This window comes from Nitrospirota bacterium (genome assembly GCA_020846775.1).
Classification (GTDB): Bacteria; Nitrospirota; 9FT-COMBO-42-15; order HDB-SIOI813; family HDB-SIOI813; genus RBG-16-43-11.
In genome coordinates this window covers 1-25,907 of record JADLDG010000111.1, presented here as the reverse complement: position 1 = coordinate 25,907, position 25,907 = coordinate 1, and the positions used below count along the sequence as shown (strand labels likewise).

Below are 25,907 nucleotides of genomic sequence, written 5' to 3'. Positions count from 1 at the left end.
CAAAGGGGGAAACGAGATCCCCCGTTTTCAGAGGGAGAAATAAGATTCCCCCCTTTGGAAAAGGGGGGTAAGGGGGGATTTGAAAGGTGCATTTCCAGTTGAAAATAACACGCAAAGAAGTAGAGCATGTTGCTAAATTAGCCCGGCTGGCACTGAGAGATGAGGAGATAGATACCCTCACTGGTCAGCTTAGCAATATCCTGACATATGTAGAGAAGTTGAATGAACTTGATACAAAAAATATTGATCCCACATCTCATGTCCTGCCGATTAAAAATGTCCTTCGGGAGGATGAGGTTAAAATATCTCTTGATAGGGAAAAGGCGCTTGGTAATGCACCGGACAGGACAGAGGAATTTTTCAGGGTACCGAAGGTGATAGAGTAAATTTAAAAGGGAGGTTTAACTTGTTAAGGGTGATGTTGAGGGCAAAGATCCACAGGGCTACTGTAACTGAAGCAAATTTATCCTATGAAGGTAGTATAACTATTGATGAAGATCTCATTAAGGCTGCAGGTATTCTTCCCTATGAACAGGTTATGGTGTCTAATCTGCATAATGGGGAAAGGTTTGAGACTTATGTAATACCGGGCCCTAATGGGAGCGGTCAGGTCTGCCTCAATGGTCCAACTGCAAGAAAAGGGATTGTTGGTGACAAGATCGTTATATTCTGCTACGAGTCTTTCAATGAGGAAGAGATGAAGGCGTTCAAACCAAAGATAATAATTGTGGATGAGAAAAATAAAATCAAGAGAATAGGGGATATATAGAGAGACTAATCAAGATGGACCTCTATAAACTTACCATACATGAACTGCACGATCTCCTGAAGAAAAAGGAGGTGTCAGCAAAGGAAATAACAGAATCTGTCTTCTCGCGCATTGATGAAGTTGAGGATAAGGTCAGGGCATATGTATTATTATGTGCCGATAAGGCGTTTGAGCAGGCTAAAACATCTGACCGGATAATTCATGATAAAGAAGACTTTCCAATACTTACCGGTATTCCAATAGCCATAAAAGATAATATGTGTACGGAGGGAATTCAGACTACGTGTGCATCCAGGATTCTTCAGGGTTTTCGCCCGCCCTATACTGCTGATGTTATAGAGAGACTTAAGACCAGGGGATATGTCCATACAGGTATGACAAACATGGATGAGTTTGCCATGGGCTCCTCCACTGAAAACTCATCGTACAGGGTAACCAGAAATCCGTGGGATATTACGAGGGTCCCGGGTGGTTCAAGCGGTGGTTCGGCTGCTGCCGTTGCCGCAGGCGAGTGCATTGCATCGCTTGGTTCAGATACCGGGGGCTCTATCCGTCAGCCTGCCGCCCTCTGCGGGGTAGTAGGTCTGAAGCCTACATATGGCCGGGTGTCGCGTTACGGGCTTGTAGCCTTTGCGTCATCACTTGATCAGATAGGTCCGCTGACGAAAGATGTCACTGATTGTGCAATAATGTTAAATGCCATAAGCGGTCATGCCCCGATGGACTCTACATCTGCTGACCTTCCTGTGCCGGATTATAAGGCTATGCTCGGAAGAGATATAAAGGGCCTAAAACTTGGTATACCGCGGGAGTACTTTATCAGCGGTATGAACCCTTCTGTTGACAGTTCTCTGCGAGAAGCAGTCAGGGTATTTGAGCGGCTTGGCGCTGTTATTGAAGAGATCTCTCTCCCTCATACAGAATATGCAGTTGCAACTTATTATATAATAGCTACGGCAGAGGCGAGCTCTAATCTGGCCCGGTATGACGGCGCAAAATATGGTCTCAGGACGAAGGATTCTGACAACTTGATTGACATGTATATGAAGACTCGGGATGAGGGTTTTGGGCCAGAGGTAAAGAGGAGGATAATGCTTGGGACCTATGTCCTAAGCGCAGGTTATTATGACGCTTATTACAAGAAGGCCCAGCAGGCACGGACGCTCATCAAGGGTGACTTCGATAAGGCATTCGAAAGGGTTGATGCAATATTGACGCCGACTGCCCCTACTCCGGCCTTTAAGATTGGTGAAAAGACAGAAGACCCTCTTCAGATGTATTTGTCAGACATATTTACAATCTCTGCAAACCTTGCGGGGATTCCGGCGATATCCATACCCTGCGGGTTTACGGAGGACAACCTGCCGGTTGGACTCCAGATACTTGGCAGGCACTTTGATGAAGAAAGGGTATTGCAGACAGCATATGCATATGAGCAGGCGACTGAGTGGCATAAAATAAGAGCAATGAGTGCAAAGCAATGAGCAATGAGTTGAAAGGTTTTTTTAATGAAAAAATACGAGGCAGTAATAGGGCTTGAGGTTCATGCCCAGCTCCGGACCAGGTCCAAGATATTCTGCGGCTGCAGCACTAAATTCGGCGCTTTGCCAAATACGCAGACATGTCCCGTATGTATTGGTCTTCCAGGAGTTCTTCCTGTGTTGAACAGGGAGGCGGTTAATTATGCTGTTATGATGGCAATTGCCACAGACAGCAGGATCGAGCCATACTGCCGTTTTGCGAGGAAAAACTATTTCTATCCTGATCTCCCCAAGGGTTACCAGATATCTCAGTATGAACTTCCCTTATCAACAGGCGGATATATTGATATAGATGCGGATGGCGGAATAAAAAAGATTAATCTGACCAGGATACATATGGAAGAGGATGCAGGCAAGTCCATTCATGATGGTTCTGCAGATTCGAGTCTCGTTGATTTAAACCGGGCTGGTGTACCGCTTATTGAGATTGTAAGTGAACCTGATATACGCACTCCAGAAGATGCTGTTAGCTATCTGAAGAAGCTGAGAGAAATAGTGCGCTATCTTGAAATATGTGACGGCAATATGGAGGAAGGAAGTTTCCGTTGTGATGCTAATGTATCTGTAAGACCTGCTGGAGAGAAGGCATTAGGTACTAAGGCAGAGGTGAAAAATATGAATTCCTTCAGATATGTACAAAAGGCGCTGGAGTATGAAATCAACAGACAGATAGGCGTCATTGAGAGTGGCGGCAGGATTGTTCAGGAAACCAGGTTGTGGGATACTGACAGGGGAGTTACAGTCTCCATGAGGTCAAAAGAAGAAGCACATGATTACAGATATTTCCCGGAACCGGATCTAGTCCCTCTGGAGGTTTCAGCAGAATGGCAGGAGGAGATTAAAAAGAGACTTCCGGAATTGCCTGATGAAAAGAGGGAGAGATTTGTGCACGACTATGATATACCGGAATACGATGCACAGGTACTTACCGCATCAAGGGCGCTTGCGAACTATTTTGAAGAATGTGTAAAGGAGTACCGCAGTCCGAAGGCCTTAAGCAACTGGATAATGGGAGATCTTCTGCGGGAGCTGAAACTTTCAGGTACGGACATTGATGATTCTCCTGTAAGACCTCCTCATTTGTCCAGGATGATAAAGATGATAGATGAAGGTGTAATAAGCGGTAAGATAGCCAAAACCATATTTGAAGATATGTGCAGGACGGGGAAAGATCCTGAAGCAATAGTAAAAGAAAAGGGGCTTGTCCAGGTTACGGATGAAGGTGAAATAGAAAAGTTTATAGCACAGGTTATATCCGAAAACCCTAAGGAAGCAGAGGCGTATCGGGGCGGAAAAGATAAGTTGATAGGTTTTTTTGTCGGACAGGTGATGAAATTGTCAGCTGGAAAGGCCAACCCGGCGAAGGTGAATGAACTGTTGAAGAAACAACTTAACGGTTAACCTGAAAGGAGATGTTTGAATGAGTGAAATAATGGATGTCTATGCAAGAGAAATCCTTGATTCACGGGGCAATCCGACAGTGGAGGTAGATATTGTTTTGGAAAATGGGATCTTGGGCCGGGCATCGGTTCCGTCAGGTGCTTCGACTGGAAAGAATGAGGCGCTGGAACTAAGGGATGGAGACAAGGGGCGGTATCTTGGCAAGGGTGTGGAAAATGCGGTGGCTAATATCATGGAAAGAATCGGTCCTGAGATACTCACTATAGATGTTGCCGAGCAGGTACTGATAGACAAAATTATGCTGGAAATGGACGGCACGGAGAATAAGGGCAACCTCGGGGCAAACGCAATACTGGGTGTGTCTCTGGCCGTAGCTAAGGCAGCGGCTGATGATACCGGGCTCCCCCTCTACCGCTATATTGGCGGTGTAAGTGCAAGAGAGCTGCCTGTACCTCTGATGAATATATTGAATGGCGGAAAACATGCTGACAATAACCTGGACCTGCAGGAATTTATGATTGTGCCTGTCGGAACTGATAATGTAAGAGATGCAATCAGGATGGGTGCTGAGGTATTTCATTCCCTGAAGGGCATACTCCATGAAAAGGAATACAATACGTCAACAGGTGACGAAGGAGGCTTTGCACCGAACTTATCGTCCAATGAAGAGGCCATCCAATTGATAATCGTTGCGATCGAGAAGGCGGGCTACAGACCGGGAGAGGACATCCTGATAGCACTGGATGCAGCATCAAGCGAGTTTTGTAAAAAAGGGAAATATTATTTCAAGGGTGAGGGGAAAGAAGGCCGGTCATCCGAAGATATGGTCAGCTTTTATGAAGACCTGGTAAACAGATATCCCATAATCTCTATTGAAGACGGATTGGCAGAGGATGACTGGGATGGATGGAAGAAGCTCACATCAAGGCTTGGCAGCAGGGTACAGCTCGTAGGAGATGATATATTTGTCACGAATGTCAAATTGCTGGAGAAGGGTATAAAGCAGTGCGTTGCCAACTCAATACTTGTTAAGGTTAATCAGATAGGGACATTGACAGAGACGCTTGATTCTGTTGAGATGGCGAAGAGGGCAGGATACACAGCAGTCATTTCCCATCGCTCCGGAGAGACAGAGGATACAACAATAGCTGACCTGTCGGTAGCATGTAATGCCGGTCAGATCAAGACAGGTTCTTTATCGAGGACTGACAGGCTTGCCAAATATAACCAGCTTATCAGGATAGAGGATGAACTGGGGGAAACGGCCATTTTCAAAGGCAGACAGGCCTTCAAGGTATGAGAAAATTTACAGGAAATATAAGTCTGTCAAAGAAACAAAAAAGATGGATGTTTTTTGCAATAACAGGGATTGCCTCTGTATACCTGATTATTTCTTTCCTTTTTTATGACATCGGCTTCATTAAATACCTTAAGATGAGGGGCGAGTATAACAGGATCAATGCGGATATAAAACGTCTGCAGGAAGGAAATAAAAATATACGTGAAGAAGTAAAATTGCTTAAGACAGATCCGGATTATATAGAGGCATACGCTCGGGAAAAACTGGGGCTTGTAAAGGAAGGAGAGATCATTTACAGGTTCGAGGATCCGGATAAATCAAATATTAAAAATCAAAAATAGAAGAGGGTTTATAGATGAAGGACAGACCACTACACATAGCCTTTCTCTGGCATATGCACCAGCCATATTATCTGGATCCTTTATCTGATAAGTTTGTAATGCCATGGGTTCGTCTGCATGGAATAAAAGATTATTACGATATGGTCGCAATGCTTGAAAAGTTTCCGGACATTCATCAGACCATTAATATGGTCCCGTCATTAGTAGAGCAGATACTGAAATACACAGACAGCGGGGCTACTGATGAATATATGGACCTGACACTTAAGCAGGCATCCGAACTGACTGTCTCTGATAAGATATTTATATTAACAAATTTCTTCTCACTTCAGTGGGATAATATGCTGTTTGTTTATCCACGTTACAGGGATATCCTGGAGAGAAGGGGATATTCCCTAACCCCGCAGGCGATTGAGAAGGCATGCCGCCGGTTCACCACACAGGATTTTCTTGACCTGCAGGTATGGTTTAATCTTGCATGGTTTGATCCAATATTTAAGGAACATGATCCTTTCCTGAAGTCCCTTATTCAAAAGGGGAGAGATTTTTCTGAGACTGAAAAGTGCGAGTTGATAAATAAGCAGATAGAAGTGATGAGGATGATTATACCGGAATATAAAAAGCTGATGGAAAGAGGGCAGATTGAGGTAACAGCATCCCCCTATTATCATCCGATCCTCCCATTACTGTGTGATACAGATATTGCTAAGGTTGCTATCCCCGATATATCACTGCCTAAGAAGAGGTTCAGGCATCCTGAGGATGCAAAGGCACAGATTGAAAATGCTGTCGCATATCATACCCGTATATTTGGTTCCCCTCCACAGGGGATGTGGCCATCCGAGGGCTCTGTCAGTGAGGAAATTATACCTATCTTGGGACGGGCAGGGATAAAATGGATTGCAACAGATGAAGAGATTCTGGCAAGGTCATTGGACGTTCAGTTCAACAGAAGGCTTTCGGATGAGGACCCTGTGCCGGAGGCCCTCTATAAACCATACTCTATAGAAAGAAAAGGCCACAGGTTATCAATGATCTTCAGGGATCATCAGATCTCGGACCTCATAGGTTTTGTATATTCCAAGTGGGACGCCAGGAAGGCCGTTGACGACCTTGTATCACGGCTGCACCGGATCAGAAAGAATGTCGAATGGCATGATGGCGACCATCTGGTTTCCATAATACTGGATGGAGAGAATGCCTGGGAACATTATAAAAATGACGGACATGATTTTCTTTCATGCCTTTATGAAAGGTTGAGCAGGGATAGTGCGTTTAAGACTGTCAGGGTGGGTGATTATCTTGCTGAGCAGCCTCCGGCCAGGGATATGGGAAGATTATTCCCAGGTTCCTGGATCAATCACAATTTTAAGATATGGATCGGACATGAAGAGGATAATTCCGCATGGGATCTTGTAACAGAGACAAGGGACTTTCTGACAGCCACAGTGAAAAAAGAAGATGGAATTGATAAGGACAAGATTGCTGAGGCGTGGGAGAAGATGTATATTGCCGAGGGTAGTGACTGGTGCTGGTGGTTTGGAGAAGAGCACAATTCAGGCATGGACGACAAATTTGACGAGCTCTTCAGGGCTCAACTTATGGGTGTTTACAAAATACTCGGCCAGGAGGCTCCTGAGCACTTTAAGATATCACTATTGAAAGGGGAGCGGGAGCGTAAACTGACCCGGGAACTGGTAGCATTCCTCAAACCGGAGATTGACGGCAGGGTTACAAGCTATTATGAATGGCTGCCTGCAGGAGTTTATGACACACGGGCTACCGGTGGTGCAATGCACCAGGTAGATAATATCCTGTATGGAATATACTATGGATTTGACCTGGACAATCTTTTTCTTCGGCTTGATTCATGCGCCAATCTTATCTCTGTGACTGATGATGGAAGGATAACGTTTAACATCCATATAATAAAACCGCATGCCAGCAGGATTGAAATTGCTATCTCTCACACAGGTAAGGCTGCTGCAGTGCAGTATGAGAAAGATGAAAAAGGGCAATGGAAGAAGGTCCGTGACGTTGAGAAGGTCGCAGCAGATGAGATAATAGAGGTAGCTGTACCATTTAAATCAATTAAGGCATCAAAAAACGAGGAAGTCCAGTTAGCAGTGGTTGTATCTCGTGGAGAAGAAGAATTGGAGAGGTGGCCCAAGACGGGATACTTATCGTTTGAGGTGCCAACTGAAGAGTTTGAAGCAATCCGCTGGTGCGTATAAGGTGAAATATGAATAGTAATGTGGTCATCGCAGCTATCGCAGAAGAAGTAAAAAAACGTTTTGAGGGTGAAGGCTCCGGTCATGACTGGTGGCATGTTTACCGTGTCTGGAAGATGGCACAGCATCTGGGACGTGAAGAGAAATGTGATATGTTTATAGTGGAGCTTGCCGCCCTCCTGCATGATATAGCAGACCATAAGTTTCATAATGGTGATGATACGGTAGGGCCAAGAATAGCGAGACAGATCCTGATGGAACAGAAGCTGCCGGAGGATGTTGTGAACCACGTATGCGAAATTATTGCGACACTGTCATACAAAGGCGCAGGTGTGGCGACTGATATGCAAACGGTTGAAGGAAAGGTTGTTCAGGATGCAGACCGTCTTGATGCTATAGGGGCAGTCGGGATAGCCCGATGTTTTGCGTATGGCGGGTATAAAAAACGTCCGATACATGTGCCGGGAGAAGATCCGGTCCTCCATCAGAGCAAGGATTCATACTTCAAGAATACCGGGCCCAGCATTAATCACTTCTATGAGAAGCTGCTTCTCCTGAAAGACCGGATGAATACGAGGATTGCGAGGCAGATGGCGGAAGAACGCCATAAGTACATGGAGGATTATCTTGACCGGTTTTACAAGGAGTGGGAGGGTGAGCTATAGGTCCCCAAATAGCCGGAAATCTCTTTTACAAATATCTCTCCGTATTTTTGCAGTTTCTGTTCACCAACACCCTTGATATTCCGGAAATCATACAGGCTTGTGGGGCAACATGTTGACATTTCTTTTAGTGCAGTATCGTGAAAGATGACATATGGCGGTATCTGTTCGTTGTCTGCGATCGTCTTTCTCAGGGTTCTTAATCGTTCAAATAAAGTTTTATCATACTCAATCTCCGCCTTTTTAGTCTCTTCATCCTTACGATTTTCTATCCGTTCTTCCGGTTTCGTCAGATACACCATTTCATTATTGAATAAGACCGAGCGGCTTTTTTCATTTAATTTCAGGATAGGATATTTATCTCCATCCAGTTTTAAATATCCTGCTTGAATTAATTCACGGGTGAATGACTGCCATTGTTCTTTAGGATATTCTTTACCGACACCATAAGTCTTGATTGTATCATGACGATTTTCAAGGATTTTCTGATTCCTGGAGCCTGTCAGGACGTCTGCTACATAAGTTATTCCAAAACGTTCTCCTGTCCTGTAAATACAGGATAATATCTTTTGAGCTGCAATCGTGCCGTCAAACTTTTCTCCCGGTTCTAAACAGTTATCACAATTGCCGCAGTCCGGTTCATCGAAGTCTTCGCCGAAGTATGCCAGTAACATCTTTCTCCTGCACACCCTGCTTTCACAATAGGCCATAATCTCCCGTAATTGTCTGTAAGCAGATTGTTTTTCCTTCTCATCAGCCTTCTGCTCAATGAAGTGCTCGAGCTTGAATTTATCAGCATAACTGAAAAAAAGTACACATTCGCTCTTCAAACCATCCCTTCCTGCACGCCCTGTTTCCTGATAATACCCTTCAATGCTCTTGGGCAGGTCATAGTGGATGACGTACCGGACATTAGGCTTGTCTATGCCCATCCCGAATGCAATTGTTGCCACTATGATCTCAGCATCGTCATGAATAAACCGTTCCTGATTTTTAGTCCTTATATCAGAAGTCAGACCGGCATGGTATGGGAGTGCCCTGAATCCTTTGGTTTGAAGTCGTTGGGCAATTTCTTCAACGCTCTTGCGGCTTTGACAATAAATAATCCCTGATTCTTTCTTTCGTTCTTCAAGATATTGGAGTATCTGACGAAATGGGTTGTCTTTTGGTCTGATTTGATAATACAGATTCTTCCTGTTGAAGCTTGCCGTGTAAACCTTACAATTCTCTAACCTTAATTGAGAAATAATGTCTCTCTGTACTACTGGAGTGGCAGTTGCTGTAAGGGCCATGACTGGTACACCAGGGAATTTGTCTTTCAACATGCTTAACTGCCGGTATTCAGGTCTGAAGTCATGTCCCCATTCTGAAATGCAGTGTGATTCGTCAATAGCAAACATGGATACCTTCAGGCCCTGCATGAACTGCAGAAATTCCGGCATAACCAGTCTTTCAGGGGCGATATACAGGATTTTAACTTCATTGTCTGCCAAGCTCTGTTTTCTCGAATCAATCTCTCTATAATTGAGCGAGCTGTTTATGAATGTTGCGGATATACCATCTGCTATCAGACCATCCACCTGATCTTTCATTAAGGCAATCAGCGGAGATATGACAACGGTTAAACCATCAAATAGCAAGGCAGGGAGTTGATAGCATAAGGACTTGCCGCCGCCTGTCGGCATAAGGACAAATGCATCGAGTCGGTTCAAGGCGTCCCTTATAATGTCTTCCTGAAGCGGGTAAAAACTATTAAAGCCGAAGTATTTCTGTAATGTCTCAAGCATGATAACCGTTCCTTACTGTGCGTTATGGCATGCACAATATTATAAGAGTAACTGATTTATTTTGTGATCAGGTAACGGAAGGATTTGCATTCCGGATCGCTTTTGTACAGAATGTACTGTTAGTAATGATAATGTATCAGGTGAGTCGCACAACTGTCAATGAAAAATAATGAAACTTATAACTCTTGAAAAATGGCTGCATAAATATCCTGAAGACATCCCGAGGTTGTTTCTGATTGGCGGATCTGTCCGGGACATGATGTTGAATGTGCAGCCTAAAGATGTAGATCTCACATGCAAGGGTGCAAGAGATTTTGCATATAATCTGGCGGCATATCATAATGCTGCGATAGTTCCCATGGAGAAGAAACCACATACCCCATGCTATCGTGTCGTTGACAGGGAAGACTGCAGTAACTACCTCGACATAGCGGAAATAAGGGGCGGGACCATTTATGATGACCTCATGCAGAGGGACTTTACAATAAATGCTATGGCGCTTGAGGTTAACAGGGACGGCACTATTTCGGAACCGTTGGATCCACTGAATGGAGCTCAGGATATTAAAAATGGGATAATAAAGTCAGTCCGGCAGGATACATTAGTCTCTGATCCACTCAGGATGGTAAGGGCATTCCGGTTTTCTGCGGTTTTAGGTTTTGATATTGAGGTCTTAACCCTTGATGCTATCAGGAAAAATGTTGGCCTGCTGACGACCGTATCCGGTGAACGAATATTATCTGAGTTATTATTAATCCTTGGAACAACACATAGTACTCAGTTCATTAAACAAATGGACCAGATCGGTATATTAGAGGCAATATTCCCTGAGATCAGGGCAATGAAGGGGTGTTCTCAGAATGCATTTCACCATAAGGATGTCTGGGAACACTCCTTGCTGGTGATGGAAAACTGTGAGGAGATTATCAATAACATCTCTACTTTCTTTGGAAACTTGAGTAGGGAGAGGGACAGGCCTGCTCCTCCGCCTTCGCTCAGGACAGGCCTGAGCGGATGCGAAGGGGTGAGGGCGGGACTATCAGGTGAAGTCGCCGCCAACCTTGGCAGGAATAACCGTCTGCCACTTACAAAATTAGCTGCACTGTTACATGATGTCGGTAAACCAGTCTGCCGTGAAGTAAATCCAGATACGGGACGAATTACCTTCTATAGACATGACGAAAAAGGGACAGGGCTAATGGATGAAATTGCAGTGAGATTAAGAATGTCAAACCGTGACAGGGACTTTCTAAAATTGTTGATTGCCGAGCACCTGCACGTCCTGAGTCTGTCGAAACATGATGTAAAACCAGCCACAAAGATGAGATGGTTCCGGAAGATGAAAGACGACGCAGTCCCCTCTGCCATTGTTGCAATTGCGGATATTAAAAGCACATCAGGCCCTGATTCAAGCGCCGAGTGGCGGGAAGATTTCATGAGGTGGTCAAAAGAAACCATTAAGGAATACTATGAGGTTATCAAAAACAGGCTTGAAAGGAGAGACCTGATTACAGGCAGAGATCTGATGACCCTTGGAATGGTTCCAGGACCTGAAATGGGGCGTATTCTTGAGCAGATACGGAGCGCACAGGATGCAGGTGAGTTGAATAATCATGATGAGGCTCTGGCATTGGCAAGGCAGTTGTTGTACCGATAAAGACTTGAAGTGTTCCTTTATTCTAAAAAATTCTTGCCAACTAATATTGACATCCAGTCGCAAATAGAGTTAAAATTAATTCCTTGCTGCAGAATAGTGGAACAAATTATGGTGGGCGTAGCTCAATTGGTCAGAGCGCTGGACTGTGGCTCCGGAGGCTGGGGGTTCAAGTCCCCTCGCTCACCCCAATAAATCCTCTGGAGAGGCCAGACAGAGATTTGGGGACCAGCCAGAATCGTGGTCCTCTACAAATCAACTATTCCGTGTGATGCGTAATGTTAGTCCGATGACTAAGGAATAGGGTTCACTTATCGCACAAAGACATAGGTAAACTCAGTGGCGCGCCCACGTGTCGAGGCTCAACTTTATTCCCCACCCCGGAACCAGATTTATTCCCCCGTGTCCACGCTTTTGAGTCGTGGGGAGAACGGAAATTACTGGGAAAACGTGTTATTTTAAAATTCCCAAACAAGGACGAATCCATTTGGAGTGGGCCAAATGAAAATGTACGAAGGAACATTGTGATTTTGCCCGGCCACCCAGTAACCTATGGAGGTACCAATACCTGCTCCGAGGATGACATCAGACAAATAGTGTTTCTGATCATAAACGCGAGAGTATGCTGTTGCCGTGGAGAGAGCGAAGAGAAAAGGTGTGTGCCAATAACCAAATGTTTGACGAAAGTTTGCATCTAAGACAGCAGCCATAGCGAAGGCCTCGGTTGTGTGGCCGGAGGGAAAACTTTCATGGCCCGACTTGAAAATGAAAGGATGGAATTTAAGTGGTTTCTCGTTATGAATTGGCAGCGCACGTCCACTGATGACCGTAATGAGTGGTGTGACAAGACCCGCGGATAGAAGGCTGGCTTCTATACCGTCCGCAGCAGCCTTTTTCATGGGCAAGTAATTAAATGCCGTACCCAGACTCCAGAGATAAGTATGTAGGGGAATTTGATAACGATAATCTCCAAAGGAAGTTGTATGCTCGCTTATATCGGTGTTTAAATCGTTTTTGTGCTCCGTATACTCTTCTCGTATCCAGCCGTCATAGGGCAGGGCAAGTACCGTTGCCGCCACGACTCCTCCGGCGAGAAACCATTGAGCTTTGGAAAAGTGCAAAGGCTTATATGCAAGCTCCTTCGCATCATTCCAAAGTTGATAATGATAAGGTAATGAGTTTTGATGATTATTATCGGCGTAAACGTACGGGTTACACCATAACATCAGAATTAAAAAGCATTGTGGAAGAATCCACACCTTTTTCATCTTACTGCGAAATGTAAATAGCACAAAAGTATGTATGCGGGTTGGAGCGTTATTTTTGTATGAATTCACGTATCAGCTCAGCCGTATTTTCAGGTTGATCCAGAAATGCAAAATGTCCGGCATTTGGGAGGAGCTCGTACCGGACACTGAGAATACGATTCTGTGACCACTCAGTATACCTCTCCGGAAGCACGGTATCTTTGTCAGAGCGGATAATCATCACAGGAAAGTCAATGTACTCTATCATTGAAGTTATATAGAGGGATCTTATATCCTGCTTAAAATCATCCCTACGCTTAAGTATGGCATTTATCAGTTGCTTATTCCGGGGAGCTTTCACTATTGGTTTCATGTCCGGACCGGAAGGAATTTCCTGCTGGTACCGCAGAGAAGAAGTCTTGAGCATCTTCATGATTCCATCTTCTTCAGTAGAATATATCAGATCAAGCATTGACTTCGATTCTTCTGACCAGGTCACACCTTCAAACCCGTTGATGCTTATCGCTGCTATAATATGTTCAGGGAAATGATGGCCGAATGCAACGGCGAGACCGCCACCTTCTCCCACACCCAGGACATGAGTCTTTTTGATCCCAATCTGTCGGATAAAAGATCGGTATATCTGGAGTATGTGTTCGGAGGAGAAGTCACCGTTCATAGCGTCAGGTTCCATCAGCCAGGGAGGCTCGACCACAATAATACGGAAGTTCTTGCTGAGGAGGCTGGTTAATCCGCTCCATGATTCTGTTCTTAACGGATAAGTAGATAGTATGAGAATAGCTTCGCCATGTCCCGCGTCTGTGTACACGACGGGGACATTATTAACCATAATAAATTTCTGACTTGACGACAGGACAGCAGGATCAAATATATTTTTGGATACAGAGACGCATGCAGTTAACATAGATAGGATAGTGATAAATATTAGCCATTTAAAATTAATGAACCGCATGAGTCACCTAATTAAGGATCAGTTATATTAAGAATCCATGTTTACTGCTGTCTATGTGGTAATGTGTTTTGATAAGGCTAAAATATCAGGAGTGTGATGACCTGTCAATCTCTAATATAACGCATCTTTAAAGTAAAACCATAATCAAGGGTTCTTATGCACGTGTGACAATCGTGTGGCACTATAATGTTGACATTAACTAACTTAAGTTGCTATGTTATTATCAATAACTACTTAAATGCAAGGAGGTATCAATTATGCCTGTACGTAAAGCAGATGCTGTTTGGGAAGGAAATCTGAAAGAGGGTAAGGGCCGTATGAAACTGGGGAGTAGTGCCTTTGAAGGGGCATATTCTTTTTCTTCACGATTTGAAGAGGGGACTGGCACCAATCCTGAAGAGCTGATAGGAGCGGCTCTCGCCGGTTGTTTTTCCATGGCCCTGGCGAACGGGCTTGCTCAGGACGGTTTCTCTCCGCGACGTATTCACTCAAATGCAAGTGTTAAGTTTGAGAAACTTGAAGAGGGTTTTAAAATTACCTCCATCACACTTGATACTGAAGCCGAAGTCCCTGGAATAGACGAGAAGGTATTCCTGGATAAGGCCGAAGCTACAAAAAAGACCTGCCCGGTCTCAAAGGCCCTGACCGGGACTGAGATTAAACTGAATGCCAGACTGATCAGCAAATAAGCCCGGGCTGTGGGGGCATATCCTGTAATGACAGATCATTAAAACCCGGCATGTGATTTTGCAAGACATGATCCCTTCAGCAGCTTATTTAACGGATGGTCGGTTTAATCCTGACATCCACGGTCATACCGAGTTTAAGGGGTGTTTTTTCAAGGAGCTTTATCTTAACTTTTATGACCTTTTTATCCAGATTCTTTGCCGGGTTATTGGGGCGTATATCCCGGACACCCACATAACTTGCAATCTCCTGAATTTCCCCTTTAAACGGCTTTCCCTTGTAAGCATCTGAAGTTATCTCAACAGCATCTCCCATACTAATTAAGCCTATGTCCGTTTCATCTACTTCTGCACTTATTCTTACGTTTGACACATCGGCAATTGTCAAGAGTACAGGATATTCATCAGATACAATCTCACCTTCTTCAAGATATTTGTGAATTACCTTTCCTGTGATTGGTGAGGTTATTACGGTCTTATCTATGATCGTTTTGACATATTCTACAGATGCCTCAGCCTTATTTACAGAGTCCATCAACAGCTTTAATGTTTCCTCCTTAGGTCCCTTTTCAACCAGACGTCTTTCCTGTTCTGCAGCTTGTTCCCTTGCCTTTGCAACCTTGTATTTATTTTCACTTTCCTCGTACTGGATCTTTGAGATTAACCCATCCTTGAATAATAACTCATGTCTTGTGAGATACTTGGCCGCAAGATCAACATCAGCAGCCGCCGCATCAAATAATGCATCTGCCTTTTTGATTTCTTCTTCTCTTGAACCTGATGCGGCCTCCCTGTATTTTGCCCTGGCTACTATAAGGTCTGATTCAGCCTCCTTCAGCCTTGCCTTTAAGTCTTTGCTGTTAAGCCTTGCGATGATTGAACCCTTCTTTATACTGTCTCCTTCTTTTACATAAAACTTTTCAATCTTACCATTAAACTCGCTTCCTACATCCACTTCACGTCCCGGCAGTGTCTCGACCTTGCCTTCAGCCGCTACATAGCGCCCGTATGCAGGGACTGCGGTCTGAGCTTTACGGCTTGCGGCGTTGTCATTTTTGTTCCCGGTAGCCGATAGTCTTGCTGCATGGCCTGAAATCAGGTATATAGATATTGCAAGTGACATCCCAGCAGCTATATACAGATATTTCTTCACTGCTTAATCCTTCCGTCTTCTATATATATAATCCTGTGAGCCAATGCCTCTGCCTTGGGATCATGGCTCACAATTGCTATTGCCTTATCTGATTCTTCAGCAAGTCTTTTGAGAATCTCCAGAACTTCCCGGCCGGTTTTTGAGTCAAGATTTGCAGTGGGCTCATCAGCAAGTATAATAGGGGGATTACCTGCCAGCGCCCTCGCAAATGCCACCCTCTGTTTTTCTCCGCCGCTCAGGTCCCTTGGAAAGAAGTTAGCCCTGTTATAAAGTCCTACCCTGTCTAATAGATTCATCGCCTCCATCTTTATACTTTGTTTGTTGTAATTTTTAAGCCTGAGAACAACCTCTACATTTTCTGCTGCCTTCAGGGATGGAAACAGGTTGAATGACTGAAATACAAAACCGAAGTATCGCTTCCTGATATCAGGAAGTAAATTCCTCCGCAGATGGTTCACAACGATATCTTCAATTATAATATCACCTGAAGTTGTCGAGAGTATACACCCCATCATTGATAGAAGTGTAGTCTTTCCAGAACCGGAAGGCCCCATGATAAGGAGTACCTCGCCCTTATTAAGGGCCAGTGATACGGAATCTATTGCCCTCACCCTGGTATTGCCTTCCTCATATATCTTTGTGACATCCCGGACCTCAAGTATATTTGTCATCACAATTCTATGCCCTGAAAACCATTACAGGGTCAAGTTTCTTGACCTTTCTGACGGAAAACCATGCAGAGAGTATACATGTTAAAAAAACAATTATAAATAACAATACATAGAGCTGGAAGCTCAGATACAGGGTAACACCTCCCTTTTCCAATCCATTCTTTACGGCAAGTATAAAAACTGCTCCCATGATATAACCTATCACAGCGCTTAAACCTGCCTGACTGAAAATGACTTTATAAACATCAATGTTCCTTGCGCCTATTGCCTTTAGCGTGCCGAATTCCCTTATATGTTCCATAGTATTTGCGTAGATTGTCTGGCCTACTATTGCCCCGCCTACTGCCAGTCCGAGGAGTGCAGTCAGGAAAAAACTCATCCCCATTCCTGTCTGGATAGTCCAGTACATAATGGTTTTCCATATGAACTCATCTTTGGTAAACACATCATTATCCTTCATAGAACTCCTTAACTCGGTAACAATATCATTTAACCTCTCTTTATTATTTAACTTGGCCACGATAAATTGAGTATCTCTTTCAGCGCTGAATCCTGAAATAATATCCATTGCCTGATTATAGGATATGAAGATTATAGGCATGGTGGTAAAGCTCTTTATTCCATTAGAGATTCCAACGAGCTTGAATGAATGAGGATTGGCAAGGGTAAGTTCCCACGTTGTTCCGATGACAAGCTTTCCAAGCCTTTGTTCAGATGTCTTGTCAAGAATCATGTATCTTCCACCTTTAACATCATAGGGAGTACCGCTCAACATGGACCATGGTGCGCCTACCCCTGTGTCCGGATTAAATCCAACAATCTGAATCTGTTCCCTGCCGCCATTTGAAAGTTTAAGAAACCCATAGGTCAGGAGTAATTTCTCTGCCCATAATATGTCAGGCAGGGCCTTGACCCGGTTAATCCTGTTCTCAGGAAAAGGATTTGCAAAATCAAAATTCTGAATATTTCTTGAGGTTATCCATATATCTGCATCAATATGGCTTATAATTGAAGTGGCATTTCCCATCATCCCGAGATACATACCGATCTGTGCAAGAACAAGGATCGAGGCAAATGTTATCCCAATCAGGGTTATCATAAGCCGTCCTTTTTCATGAAAAAGCGTTTTTAAGGCGAGCCAAAACATAACAAACTCTTTCTTTACAGCTTTGAATACTCCTCAATGGCTTCGAGTAACCGCTGTTTTACCATTGTGACCCTGTCATGATCTGTTATCTTGCTGCCATTGATGTCTTTTACATAGAATACATCCACTATCTGTTCAACGTGTGTGGCTATCTTTGAGGAGAATACTGCGAGGCCCAGTTCAAATATGGTCCTGGTAATTATGTACAGGAGTCCCTGCCTGTCTGCCGCAAATACGTCTATAATGGTAAAATCATCTGAGGACTCGTTATCAATCTCAACCTGTGTTTGTGCTGCTATAGCGATGGTTTTTCTCTTGGGTAATTTACTGGCATATTTCCTGAACAGGGTTTCTACCGTTGTAGTCCCGGTCAGTACTTCGCATATATGTTTTCTCACTGTGGCCTGACGGAGTTGCGATGATACACCTTCGGGGTAGGGGTCCTGGGCATGGAAGGTGTCTACAACGATCCCTTTTTGTGTCGTATATATCTGAACATCGAGGATATTATATCCTGCAGCTGCAAGAACCCCTGCAATCTTTGAAAAGAGTCCAGGCGTAATGTTGTCATAGGTGTAAACTGTAAACTCAGCCATGCCCTTTTCAAGGATTACATCTACAAGGACCTTTTCCTCTTTATCAATATTGAGACGGTTAATCATATGGAGGTGATTAATTATCTTCTCAGGCGGGGTAATAAGGAGATAGCGAGACTCCATATACTGCAATTGTTCATCAAGCCATACAGGAGGGTATATCAGGCAGAGTTTTTCACTGATGTCCTTCTTTGTCTTTACAAGTATTTCTTCAACTGAATATATCGTCCTGGTGCCTGATAACTCTTCCATTACCTTACTGTATAGCTCGCTCAGGAGGTGTTCCTTCCAATCATTCCATGTCTCCGGACCTACTGCCTTTATATCTGCATAACTCAGGATAAAGAGCTTTTTCAGTACCTCCGGCCTTGCTACAAGCCTTGCAATAAGAAGGATTACCTTGGTGTCACTCAGATCCCTCCTGAATGCTGTGTTTGGCATGATGAGGTGGTGCTTGACAAGAAATGCAAGCAGGGCCGTGTCTTCATCGTTAAAGCCTAACTGCCGCCCAACCCTCTCTGCTATCCTTTCACCCCTGGTTGAGTGGTCTTCACCGCTGCCTTTGCCGGCGTCATGTAACAACAGTGCAAGGTGGAGCAGGTCCTTTCGTTTTATCTCCCTGTAGACCTTTGCTATAAAGCTATGAGAATGCAATAGCTCTTCAGCTGTCTCGACCGCTATAAAACTGTGTTCATCAACTGTATATTTGTGATAATAATCATACGATGCATAACATGATATTTTTTCAAACTCAGGTATCAGTTTTTGAAGGAGTTTTACCCTGTGCATCTCCCGGACTGTATCTGCAACACCCTGAGGCCATGAGAGTATCTTCCGGAATACCTGGTTAATTCCAGGAGACTTATAAAGATCATTTGGTATTACGGCCGAATTCCTGTATAGCATACTCATGGTATGAGTGGATATCCTGAGGTTATGAATTAATGAAAGATAAAACAGATAAACGGCATTCTTGCCATCACTTAACAATATTTCCTGATGGCGCTCAGGCACATGTATTGTATCCTTAGTCAATACATAGCATGGTTTGACAAACCTGGATGTTATGGTCTCCATGCCCTTTTTCCACTTCTGGACAGGCAGTGCCTTTTCTATCATCCTTTGAGAGATGTCATGGATATGGGATGCATGCATGTAGTAGTCTTTCATGAATGCCTCTACACCAAGGCGGTGGTCTTCGTCAGTATAGCCGAAGAGTTTGGATATCCTCCACTGATCTTCAACTGTAAGAACATCTGATGCCTTATTGGAATGAAAGTGCAGTTCATTCCTGACCCTGAGAAGAAAATCCTTTGCATCTGCAAGCTCCTTATATCCCACATTGGTGATATACCCCTGTTTATGAAATTCAGCCAGGGAATCTATTCTGTATCGTGCAATTGTTACCCACCTCAGGCAGTGAATATCCCTCAGCCCCCCCTTGCCCTCTTTGACATTTGGTTCGACCAGGTAAATGGACGTACCGTACTGTTTGTATCTCTCACGCATATTTTTAAGTCTTTCATCAATATATGCACGTACATTTCTTGCTATAACCTTTTCCATAAAGGTCATTTGAAACTGTCTGAAAAGTGGTTCACTGCCTGTGATCAGCCTTGACTCCATAAGGGCAGTCCTCACGGTAAAATCTGCGGTGCCTATCTTAATGCAATCCTCTATTGTCCGTAAACTGTGACCGATGTTAAACCTGAGGTCCCACAACAAGTAGAGTATATTCGTGGATATTGTTTCCACAGCATCTTTTAAATCTTCATGGTAGAGAAACATTATGTCTATATCAGACCAGGGATTCAGTTCTCCTCTTCCGTAACCACCGACGGCGATAACGGAGCACTTATCCCCTACAGAGATATCATGTGATTTTTCATACTTCTTCATTTCCTGATTATAAAGTTCTGATATTATCCGGTCGGTAAGACTGGAGATGCGTGTGGTTATATACAAACCGGATGCGCCATCTTTATGAAGGTCATGTATTTCCTGACGTTTTTTCGATAGATAGCTCTTAAGGTTGTCTATTAGTGCGGCTCTGTCTGAAGTGTCAGAGAGGATTTGACTTAATGAGGTCATAACGAGATTGGTGCCGAAGGGGGGATTTGAACCCCCACGGGAAAACCCACATGCCCCTCAAACATGCGTGTCTACCAATTCCACCACTTCGGCGCTGAATTATCAAGCATAAAAAACTAATAAGGGGTTGTCAATAGATAAATTACGTCTATTTGCCTTTGACTATGCGCTATGTTATCATAAGTCTACTTAGGATTCAAATATTTATTCTATTTTTTAAAGGGTTATGAAGTCGTGAGTGAAAGTTTAGTTGCATCAAATAAGAAGGCGTTTCATGATTATTTTATTGAAGACACTTATGAGGCGGGTATACAGCTGCTGGGAACTGAGATCAAGTCAATGCGTGATGGAGGGGTGAGCCTGAAAGATGGTCATGCAAGGGTAGAGGGGGGAGAGGTGTTCCTCTACTGCAATATAAGTCCATATAAGGCTGGAAATATTAACAACCATGAGCAGGGGAGGAGACGCAAGCTCCTTCTTCACAGAAAAGAGATTTCCACGATTTTCGGGAAGATACAGCAGAGGGGGTATAATTTAGTACCGCTCAAGGTTTATTTTAAGAGGGGGATTGCAAAAGTTGAAATAGGCGTTGCAAAAGGGAAGAAGCTTTATGACAAGAGAGAGGATATAAAGAAGAGAGATGCCGGCAGGGAGGTAGCCCAGGCATTCAGGGAAAGGCAGAAATAATGCTAACCTACCAAAATCCCCTCCCCTTCAAGGGGAGAGGGTAAGGCCTGTCCTGAGAGAAATCGAAGGGGTGGGGATGGGTTAATAAGGGTATTTTCGAATGGACAGGAATATCTTAATCATTATTTTAGTAGCAGCAGTTGTTTCAATTTCTGCAGGTTGTACTAAACAGGGGAGGGAAAATCCGGACAAGGATACGCATTCCACTTCCCGCGACAGTAGTCAGCCTGAAGTATATATGGAGTATAAAAACAACCCGGATTGGCGGGGAGGAGAGATGGGGGCAATCGTGCCGACTGTTTATTTTACCGGGCAGGTCCGGGAGGCATACGCCGCAGCGGCCGAAATACCTGAGGTACTCGATCAACTCTATTGCTATTGTTACTGCGCAGAAGACCATGATCACAAGAGTCTCAGGACATGCTTTACAGATGGCCATGGCTCCGGATGTGATATATGCATGTTAGAGGCTATACGTGCCAAAGAGCTGAATAACAAAGGATACAGTATAAAAGATATAAGGGCAGCGATAGACAATGAGTTCTACGAGCCTTATGAGCCGCACGGTCAGCATTAAATTAAACAGAAACCTTGTTCTTTGATAACATAGCTTAACTAGGGCGTAAGAAATGGCTTTCTGCAAGGCGGACGACGAAGGGAACCGGAGGCGTACTTGAAAAGTACGTTGAGGATTCCCTGAGGAGTCCAACGCCGCAGAAAGACATTTATTACGTCCGAAGCTTGGGGGCGACTGGCTTCGACGGGGACGAAGATGCCAGGATTGCATGCTGAGGTCCCGTAGGCCTCATTAAAAAAACGGGAAAAACACAACTGCTAACGCAGATTACGCTCTCGCTGCCTAATTAGGCTGCGACGCCCTGCCTGAGGCTGCCTGTGCCGCAGGATTAGGGTGTCATAATTACAGGCTGGCCTGCCTTTTTCCTCCTGCAGGGGGTGGGTGAGACTACAGCGGGATAGCGGTTCTTTTGAGCCTGCCTGCGGGCATGATGAACTGCGAAACCTTAATTCGCACGGCTAAGCATGTAGAGGTCCTGATGCTGAACGCTTCCGGACGCGGGTTCGATCAACAAGGGTCGCCTTTGCCCGTAAGGGCAGAGTGAAAACGGGGCTCACATCGGTGAAGCCTGACGGCATTTCGGCTTTGTATTCACCTGCCCTCTCCCCTTCGGGGAGAGGGCAGGGTGAGGGGAACCTGGATGTCATGGTAACGCCGAGGGGTAGCAAGGGGGCAAACCTCAGGGCTGCCCTGTAGAGACTCATAGACCCGCTGGTCTTCATTGAATGAGCGGGTACTAGGATCCACTTTATAAGTGGATAAGACGCCCCGCATCCTGGATGTTACAGGATGAAGGCATAGTCCAGCCCACTTCGAAAGAAGTGGAAACGCTGTCCCGCCGCCTCCACCAATTTGCAAAGCCCCTGACATATGTTCAGTCAGGGGCTTTATTTATATGTAAAATAGTATAAAATCATTCTGAAGAAACGGATGACAGGATGGCAATATACAGGCAAACAAATAAAATTACATCTGAAGAAGCAGCTTACATCGCTGGCCTGATTGATGGAGAAGGAACTATTTCACTGAGCAGGAAGCATAGAGCTGATAATCGTCAGCTCGTTGTAAGCATCAGTAATACAGAACGTAATCTGCTCAATTACGTCCAAGAAACAGTAGGTGCAGGTCTAATTACAACTAAGCGCACTTCACGCGATAATCATACACCAAGTTTTACATATTCAATCTCAAACAGGCAAGCGCTGGACCTACTAAAGCAGATTACTCCCTATTTGAAGTCTTATAAGTTTGGTCGAGCAACATTGGTTATTGATAACTATGTCAGGTTGACTCCACGAAATGGAAGATATACCTCTAATCAGATAGAAGAGAGAGAATCATTCATTCAGCAATTTTTTTGCCTGAGTTCAAAATAAGGTTTTCAGATAAAATCACAATTGGGGATAATGCCATGCCAGACCCCGGCCATCATGTCAATATTTTATAACATTACATGTGCCAATTAAAAAAAGTAATAACTGTCTTGTAGATACATGGGGTTATGCTATAATGCCTCTGCGTGAATATTGAGCTCACACACCTGCCCGATGATGTTGGCAAACTAAAAAAGATTATTTATTCCTAGGCTGCCTCTGAGCAAAGATATACTGACCTTGAGAGAAGCCATACAGACCTAATAGAGAAGTTCTATTTACTGAAAGAGCAGCTTAGGCACTTAAAGGCTTCTATATACGGGCGAACATTTGAGAAGTATAGCGGTCAGGATGCTTTTCAGACATATCTGTTTAACGAGGCAGAAGAAACCATTGAGGCATCCCCTGATGATAAGAAGACAGAAGAAATTACCGTGAGTCTCTCACAAACGTATTAAGGGTGGTCGAAGGCCGTTGCCTGAGGTACTTCCCCGTGTGAGGGTAGGGTAATTTAAGTGCTTGCAAAGGAGTAACGAAATATGCCGTCCGTCCTTGCATGGATTGATCACGATTCAAAGGCGAGAGAGCGCACTCTTCGCATCCTTTCCCTTTTTCAGGAGAAGGAAAGCCGTGATGAGCTGGGCCTCGGCTCTGTGAGAGATAGTTTTGCGGATCAATTGTTCCCTGGCACAAGCACGATCCAGACCCGTCTTCGGTACATGCTGTTCACGCCATGGATATATCAGGGACTGGAAGATAAGCGACTTTCAATGGATAGCTTTGCGATCCAGGCTGACAAACTGGAAAGAGATCTGGTTCAACCTCTTCTGGACTCCGATGACCAGGCAGGCGTTTTCGGCAAAACAGCTGGCAAACGACTCAAACGGTTACCCAGTTCTGTTTACTGGGCTGGTCTCGGCGCATGGGGTATTCGCCTCACACCATACTCTCAGGAAGAATACTACAAGCGAATCGACGAGATCTATCGGCGTCAAAATACTTTGAAAGCTCTGGAGAAAGATGCCAAAGCGCGAGGTGATGACATCAATGACGATCAGAGATTGGGAGTCCTGAGCTGGCACCCTCGGTTACCTGCGCCCCCGGATACCTTTCCCGCAAAAGTGGATTTTGCCTTATCCCTAGAAGAAGCCGAATTTATTCGGGACCGCATTCAGGTTAGTTGTTCACAAAGCCTACTTTCCTTTTTATCGCTGCATTGCGAACCTGCAGACACCAGAGCTCCATGGGAGCACCCAGACTACGGTCATTTTTCTCAGGAGCATAAAGAGCTGCTGACTCACGCTCGGCTATTCTCCGAGACGTTGCACGGGGCGGCGTTATCCTACAACATCCAGCTTGCTCAACTTCGTGGTCTTGATGACCGTGTCTCAGAACATCAGGCCAGTTTCGATGATTGGGTAAAAAACTTTCCTCTTGATGAAGTAAGAGCCTGGTTAGTAAACCGCCTTTGGGAGTTGACCATTGACCGTCGTCACACGATCACTCCACAGACACGGTCCTTTGTGCAGCAGTGGATCGAGCTGGCCCGAAAATCCCCCAAAGACCTGCTTGAGAACGCAGAGGCAATGAACCTTGTTAAGCACCGGGAGATGAAACTCAAAGGTTCACGTTCTCGATTCAGGAATCAACTGGCACTTAAGCAATGGGGCGGGTATTCCGGTGTCGGGAAACTTGTTTACCGTTGGCCTAATGTAAAGGTTCTCTTGAATGATCTCTATCAGGGCATGAACCGGGGGAAGAAATGCTGAATCCAAACTCCCGAAGCCTTTACACTTCAGCCCTCACTCCTCCACCGGGGATGATTTTCGACGAGGCCATTGCAACGACGTTTTCAATGGACCCAGCCCTGCTGCTTGAAGCTCCCGTGTACCTTGCTTTGATAACAAGCTGGGGGCAGGCTGAGCCTGATCCCTTGTCAATCCTTGAGGCCATACGGAGGTACTCAAAGAGAATTACCGTATATGTTCAAAAAGGTCGAATTCAGGTGCCCCAGATCGCCAAGCCAAATCCACTTTTTGGTTTTCTGGAAGGAATGGTCGTAGAGGTTAAGGCTCCAAACGGAGGGGTCTTCCATCCGAAAGTGTGGGCTATCCGGTTTGTCAGCCCGGACAAAAGCGGCTCAATGCTCAGGCTGGTTGTCTTAACCAGAAATATGACGTTTGATCAATCTTGGGACCTTTCGCTTCAGCTCGAAGGCACAATCGGAGGACGCAAAGCAAAGGTCAATAAACCCCTGGCACACTTCTTCAAATCACTTCCCGGGCTTGCCACAGGAGACGTTGATCAGGCCAGAATCGAGCAGACAATCAGGTTTTCAGAGGATATGCATAGAGCCCAATGGGAGCTTCCCGATGGTTTTGATGAATTGGCCTTCTATCTTCCCGGGACCAAAGAGTTTGACTGGGAACCGCCAACGTCAAATAAAATGGCTGTTATCTCACCATTCTGCTCTGACGAGGCCCTTCAATCCTTGGTGAAGAAAACCAAATCGGCAGACGCATTAATATCCAGGCCTGAGTCCCTAATAAGTATAAAAAAGGACACACTCAGCCTTTTTTCACAGTGTCTTCATCTGGACGAAGCTGCGGAAACCGAAGATGGTGAGGAAGACAATCAGTCGGACCAGCCACTCTCTACTGGCTTGCATGCCAAGGTTTACCTGTTCGAGACACGTTACTATTCTGACTACACGCACATAATAATGGGTTCCGCTAATGCTACAAACGCAGCGTTGCGGGCCTCCAAAAATGTCGAAATACTCGTTGGCCTGATAGGCAAGAAGAACAAAGTTGGCGGCATCGATGAGCTTCTTGGGACGGATGGATTAGGGGAATATCTCATCCCATTCGACTCCCCCAAGGAGGCCGCCATAGATACTGGAAGGCAAGAGGCGGAGGCGTATATAGAGAATGCTCGCCTCCAACTGGCAGACGCGGACCTCTCAATAGTATGCCAGAGTATACCCAAGGAGAAGCTATGGTCTTTAACACTGACTGGAG

22 protein-coding genes, 2 tRNA genes and 1 other RNA gene are annotated in these 25,907 nt (G+C 44.8%); 17 read left to right on the top strand and 8 right to left on the bottom strand.

What is annotated here, in order from left to right:
• Positions 1-98: 98 nt before the first annotated feature.
• The 8 genes from gatC to IT392_12745 are packed head-to-tail and all read left to right on the top strand — an operon-like array spanning position 99 to position 8,248.
• A complete protein-coding gene (gene gatC / locus IT392_12780; GenBank protein ID MCC6545349.1) occupies positions 99-386 on the top strand; it encodes an Asp-tRNA(Asn)/Glu-tRNA(Gln) amidotransferase subunit GatC in 288 nt (95 codons plus the stop codon).
• A 20-nt stretch (positions 387-406) separates the two neighbouring features.
• Positions 407-769 (top strand): aspartate 1-decarboxylase, encoded by a 363-nt coding sequence (locus IT392_12775; protein ID MCC6545348.1) that lies wholly within the window; start codon positions 407-409, stop codon positions 767-769.
• 14 nt (positions 770-783) lie between these two features.
• On the top strand, positions 784-2,253 hold the full coding sequence (gene gatA, locus IT392_12770) for an Asp-tRNA(Asn)/Glu-tRNA(Gln) amidotransferase subunit GatA (GenBank protein MCC6545347.1): 1,470 nt from the start codon (positions 784-786) through the stop codon (positions 2,251-2,253).
• 24 nt (positions 2,254-2,277) lie between these two features.
• Positions 2,278-3,711 (top strand): Asp-tRNA(Asn)/Glu-tRNA(Gln) amidotransferase subunit GatB, encoded by a 1,434-nt coding sequence (gatB, locus tag IT392_12765; GenBank protein ID MCC6545346.1) that lies wholly within the window; start codon positions 2,278-2,280, stop codon positions 3,709-3,711.
• A 19-nt stretch (positions 3,712-3,730) separates the two neighbouring features.
• Complete coding sequence (eno, locus tag IT392_12760) at positions 3,731-5,011, top strand: phosphopyruvate hydratase (GenBank protein MCC6545345.1); 1,281 nt, start codon at positions 3,731-3,733, stop codon at positions 5,009-5,011.
• Positions 5,008-5,352 (top strand): septum formation initiator family protein, encoded by a 345-nt coding sequence (locus tag IT392_12755; GenBank protein ID MCC6545344.1) that lies wholly within the window; start codon positions 5,008-5,010, stop codon positions 5,350-5,352. The genes eno and IT392_12755 overlap by 4 nt, the downstream gene beginning before the upstream one ends.
• 14 nt (positions 5,353-5,366) lie before the next feature.
• Positions 5,367-7,586, top strand: coding sequence for a hypothetical protein (locus IT392_12750; protein ID MCC6545343.1), 2,220 nt, complete (start codon positions 5,367-5,369; stop codon positions 7,584-7,586).
• A gap of 8 nt (positions 7,587-7,594) precedes the next feature.
• On the top strand, positions 7,595-8,248 hold the full coding sequence (locus IT392_12745) for an HD domain-containing protein (protein MCC6545342.1): 654 nt from the start codon (positions 7,595-7,597) through the stop codon (positions 8,246-8,248).
• On the opposite strand, the gene recQ is transcribed toward IT392_12745, so the two are convergent.
• Positions 8,221-10,032 (bottom strand): DNA helicase RecQ, encoded by a 1,812-nt coding sequence (recQ, locus tag IT392_12740; GenBank protein ID MCC6545341.1) that lies wholly within the window; start codon positions 10,030-10,032, stop codon positions 8,221-8,223. The genes IT392_12745 and recQ overlap by 28 nt on opposite strands.
• Before the next feature lie 169 nt (positions 10,033-10,201).
• Between recQ and IT392_12735 the strand changes: the two genes are divergently transcribed.
• Both IT392_12735 and IT392_12730 read left to right on the top strand, forming a co-directional pair.
• Entirely contained in the window at positions 10,202-11,689 is a 1,488-nt protein-coding gene (locus tag IT392_12735) for an HD domain-containing protein (protein ID MCC6545340.1), read from the top strand.
• 111 nt (positions 11,690-11,800) lie between these two features.
• Positions 11,801-11,877 (top strand) — tRNA-His (locus IT392_12730).
• A gap of 267 nt (positions 11,878-12,144) precedes the next feature.
• On the opposite strand, the gene IT392_12725 is transcribed toward IT392_12730, so the two are convergent.
• Positions 12,145-12,954 (bottom strand): phosphatase PAP2 family protein, encoded by an 810-nt coding sequence (locus tag IT392_12725; protein MCC6545339.1) that lies wholly within the window; start codon positions 12,952-12,954, stop codon positions 12,145-12,147.
• A 49-nt stretch (positions 12,955-13,003) separates the two neighbouring features.
• Positions 13,004-13,783 (bottom strand): alpha/beta hydrolase, encoded by a 780-nt coding sequence (locus IT392_12720; GenBank protein ID MCC6545338.1) that lies wholly within the window; start codon positions 13,781-13,783, stop codon positions 13,004-13,006.
• 380 nt (positions 13,784-14,163) lie between these two features.
• Between IT392_12720 and IT392_12715 the strand changes: the two genes are divergently transcribed.
• The gene (locus IT392_12715) at positions 14,164-14,595 is read left to right on the top strand and encodes an OsmC family protein (protein ID MCC6545337.1); all 432 of its coding nucleotides are present in this window, start codon (positions 14,164-14,166) and stop codon (positions 14,593-14,595) included.
• 88 nt (positions 14,596-14,683) lie between these two features.
• On the opposite strand, the gene IT392_12710 is transcribed toward IT392_12715, so the two are convergent.
• The 5 genes from IT392_12710 to IT392_12690 all read right to left on the bottom strand — a co-directional run bounded on the left by IT392_12710 (position 14,684) and on the right by IT392_12690 (position 20,343).
• Positions 14,684-15,745: an efflux RND transporter periplasmic adaptor subunit gene (locus IT392_12710; GenBank protein MCC6545336.1), complete on the bottom strand. Its 1,062-nt coding sequence runs from the start codon at positions 15,743-15,745 to the stop codon at positions 14,684-14,686.
• Positions 15,742-16,416, bottom strand: coding sequence for an ABC transporter ATP-binding protein (locus IT392_12705; GenBank protein ID MCC6545335.1), 675 nt, complete (start codon positions 16,414-16,416; stop codon positions 15,742-15,744). The genes IT392_12710 and IT392_12705 overlap by 4 nt, the downstream gene beginning before the upstream one ends.
• Before the next feature lie 7 nt (positions 16,417-16,423).
• Positions 16,424-17,515: an FtsX-like permease family protein gene (locus tag IT392_12700; GenBank protein MCC6545334.1), complete on the bottom strand. Its 1,092-nt coding sequence runs from the start codon at positions 17,513-17,515 to the stop codon at positions 16,424-16,426.
• Between the two features lie 62 nt (positions 17,516-17,577).
• Positions 17,578-20,250, bottom strand: a complete 2,673-nt coding sequence (glnD, locus tag IT392_12695) for a [protein-PII] uridylyltransferase (protein MCC6545333.1) — start codon at positions 20,248-20,250, stop codon at positions 17,578-17,580.
• An 8-nt stretch (positions 20,251-20,258) separates the two neighbouring features.
• Positions 20,259-20,343, bottom strand: a tRNA-Leu gene (locus IT392_12690).
• Positions 20,344-20,484: 141 nt separating this feature from the next.
• Between IT392_12690 and smpB the strand changes: the two genes are divergently transcribed.
• The 6 genes from smpB to IT392_12660 form a co-directional block, all read left to right on the top strand.
• Positions 20,485-20,937, top strand: a complete 453-nt coding sequence (smpB, locus tag IT392_12685; GenBank protein MCC6545332.1) for an SsrA-binding protein SmpB — start codon at positions 20,485-20,487, stop codon at positions 20,935-20,937.
• Between the two features lie 100 nt (positions 20,938-21,037).
• Positions 21,038-21,514: a hypothetical protein gene (locus tag IT392_12680; GenBank protein MCC6545331.1), complete on the top strand. Its 477-nt coding sequence runs from the start codon at positions 21,038-21,040 to the stop codon at positions 21,512-21,514.
• A 173-nt stretch (positions 21,515-21,687) separates the two neighbouring features.
• Positions 21,688-22,024, top strand: a transfer-messenger RNA (tmRNA) gene (ssrA, locus tag IT392_12675).
• A 428-nt stretch (positions 22,025-22,452) separates the two neighbouring features.
• Positions 22,453-22,890, top strand: a complete 438-nt coding sequence (locus IT392_12670; GenBank protein ID MCC6545330.1) for an LAGLIDADG family homing endonuclease — start codon at positions 22,453-22,455, stop codon at positions 22,888-22,890.
• A 536-nt stretch (positions 22,891-23,426) separates the two neighbouring features.
• Positions 23,427-24,656: a hypothetical protein gene (locus tag IT392_12665; protein ID MCC6545329.1), complete on the top strand. Its 1,230-nt coding sequence runs from the start codon at positions 23,427-23,429 to the stop codon at positions 24,654-24,656.
• A partial coding sequence (locus tag IT392_12660) for a phospholipase D family protein (GenBank protein MCC6545328.1) occupies positions 24,650-25,907 on the top strand: 1,258 nt, incomplete at its 3' end. The genes IT392_12665 and IT392_12660, both read left to right, overlap by 7 nt.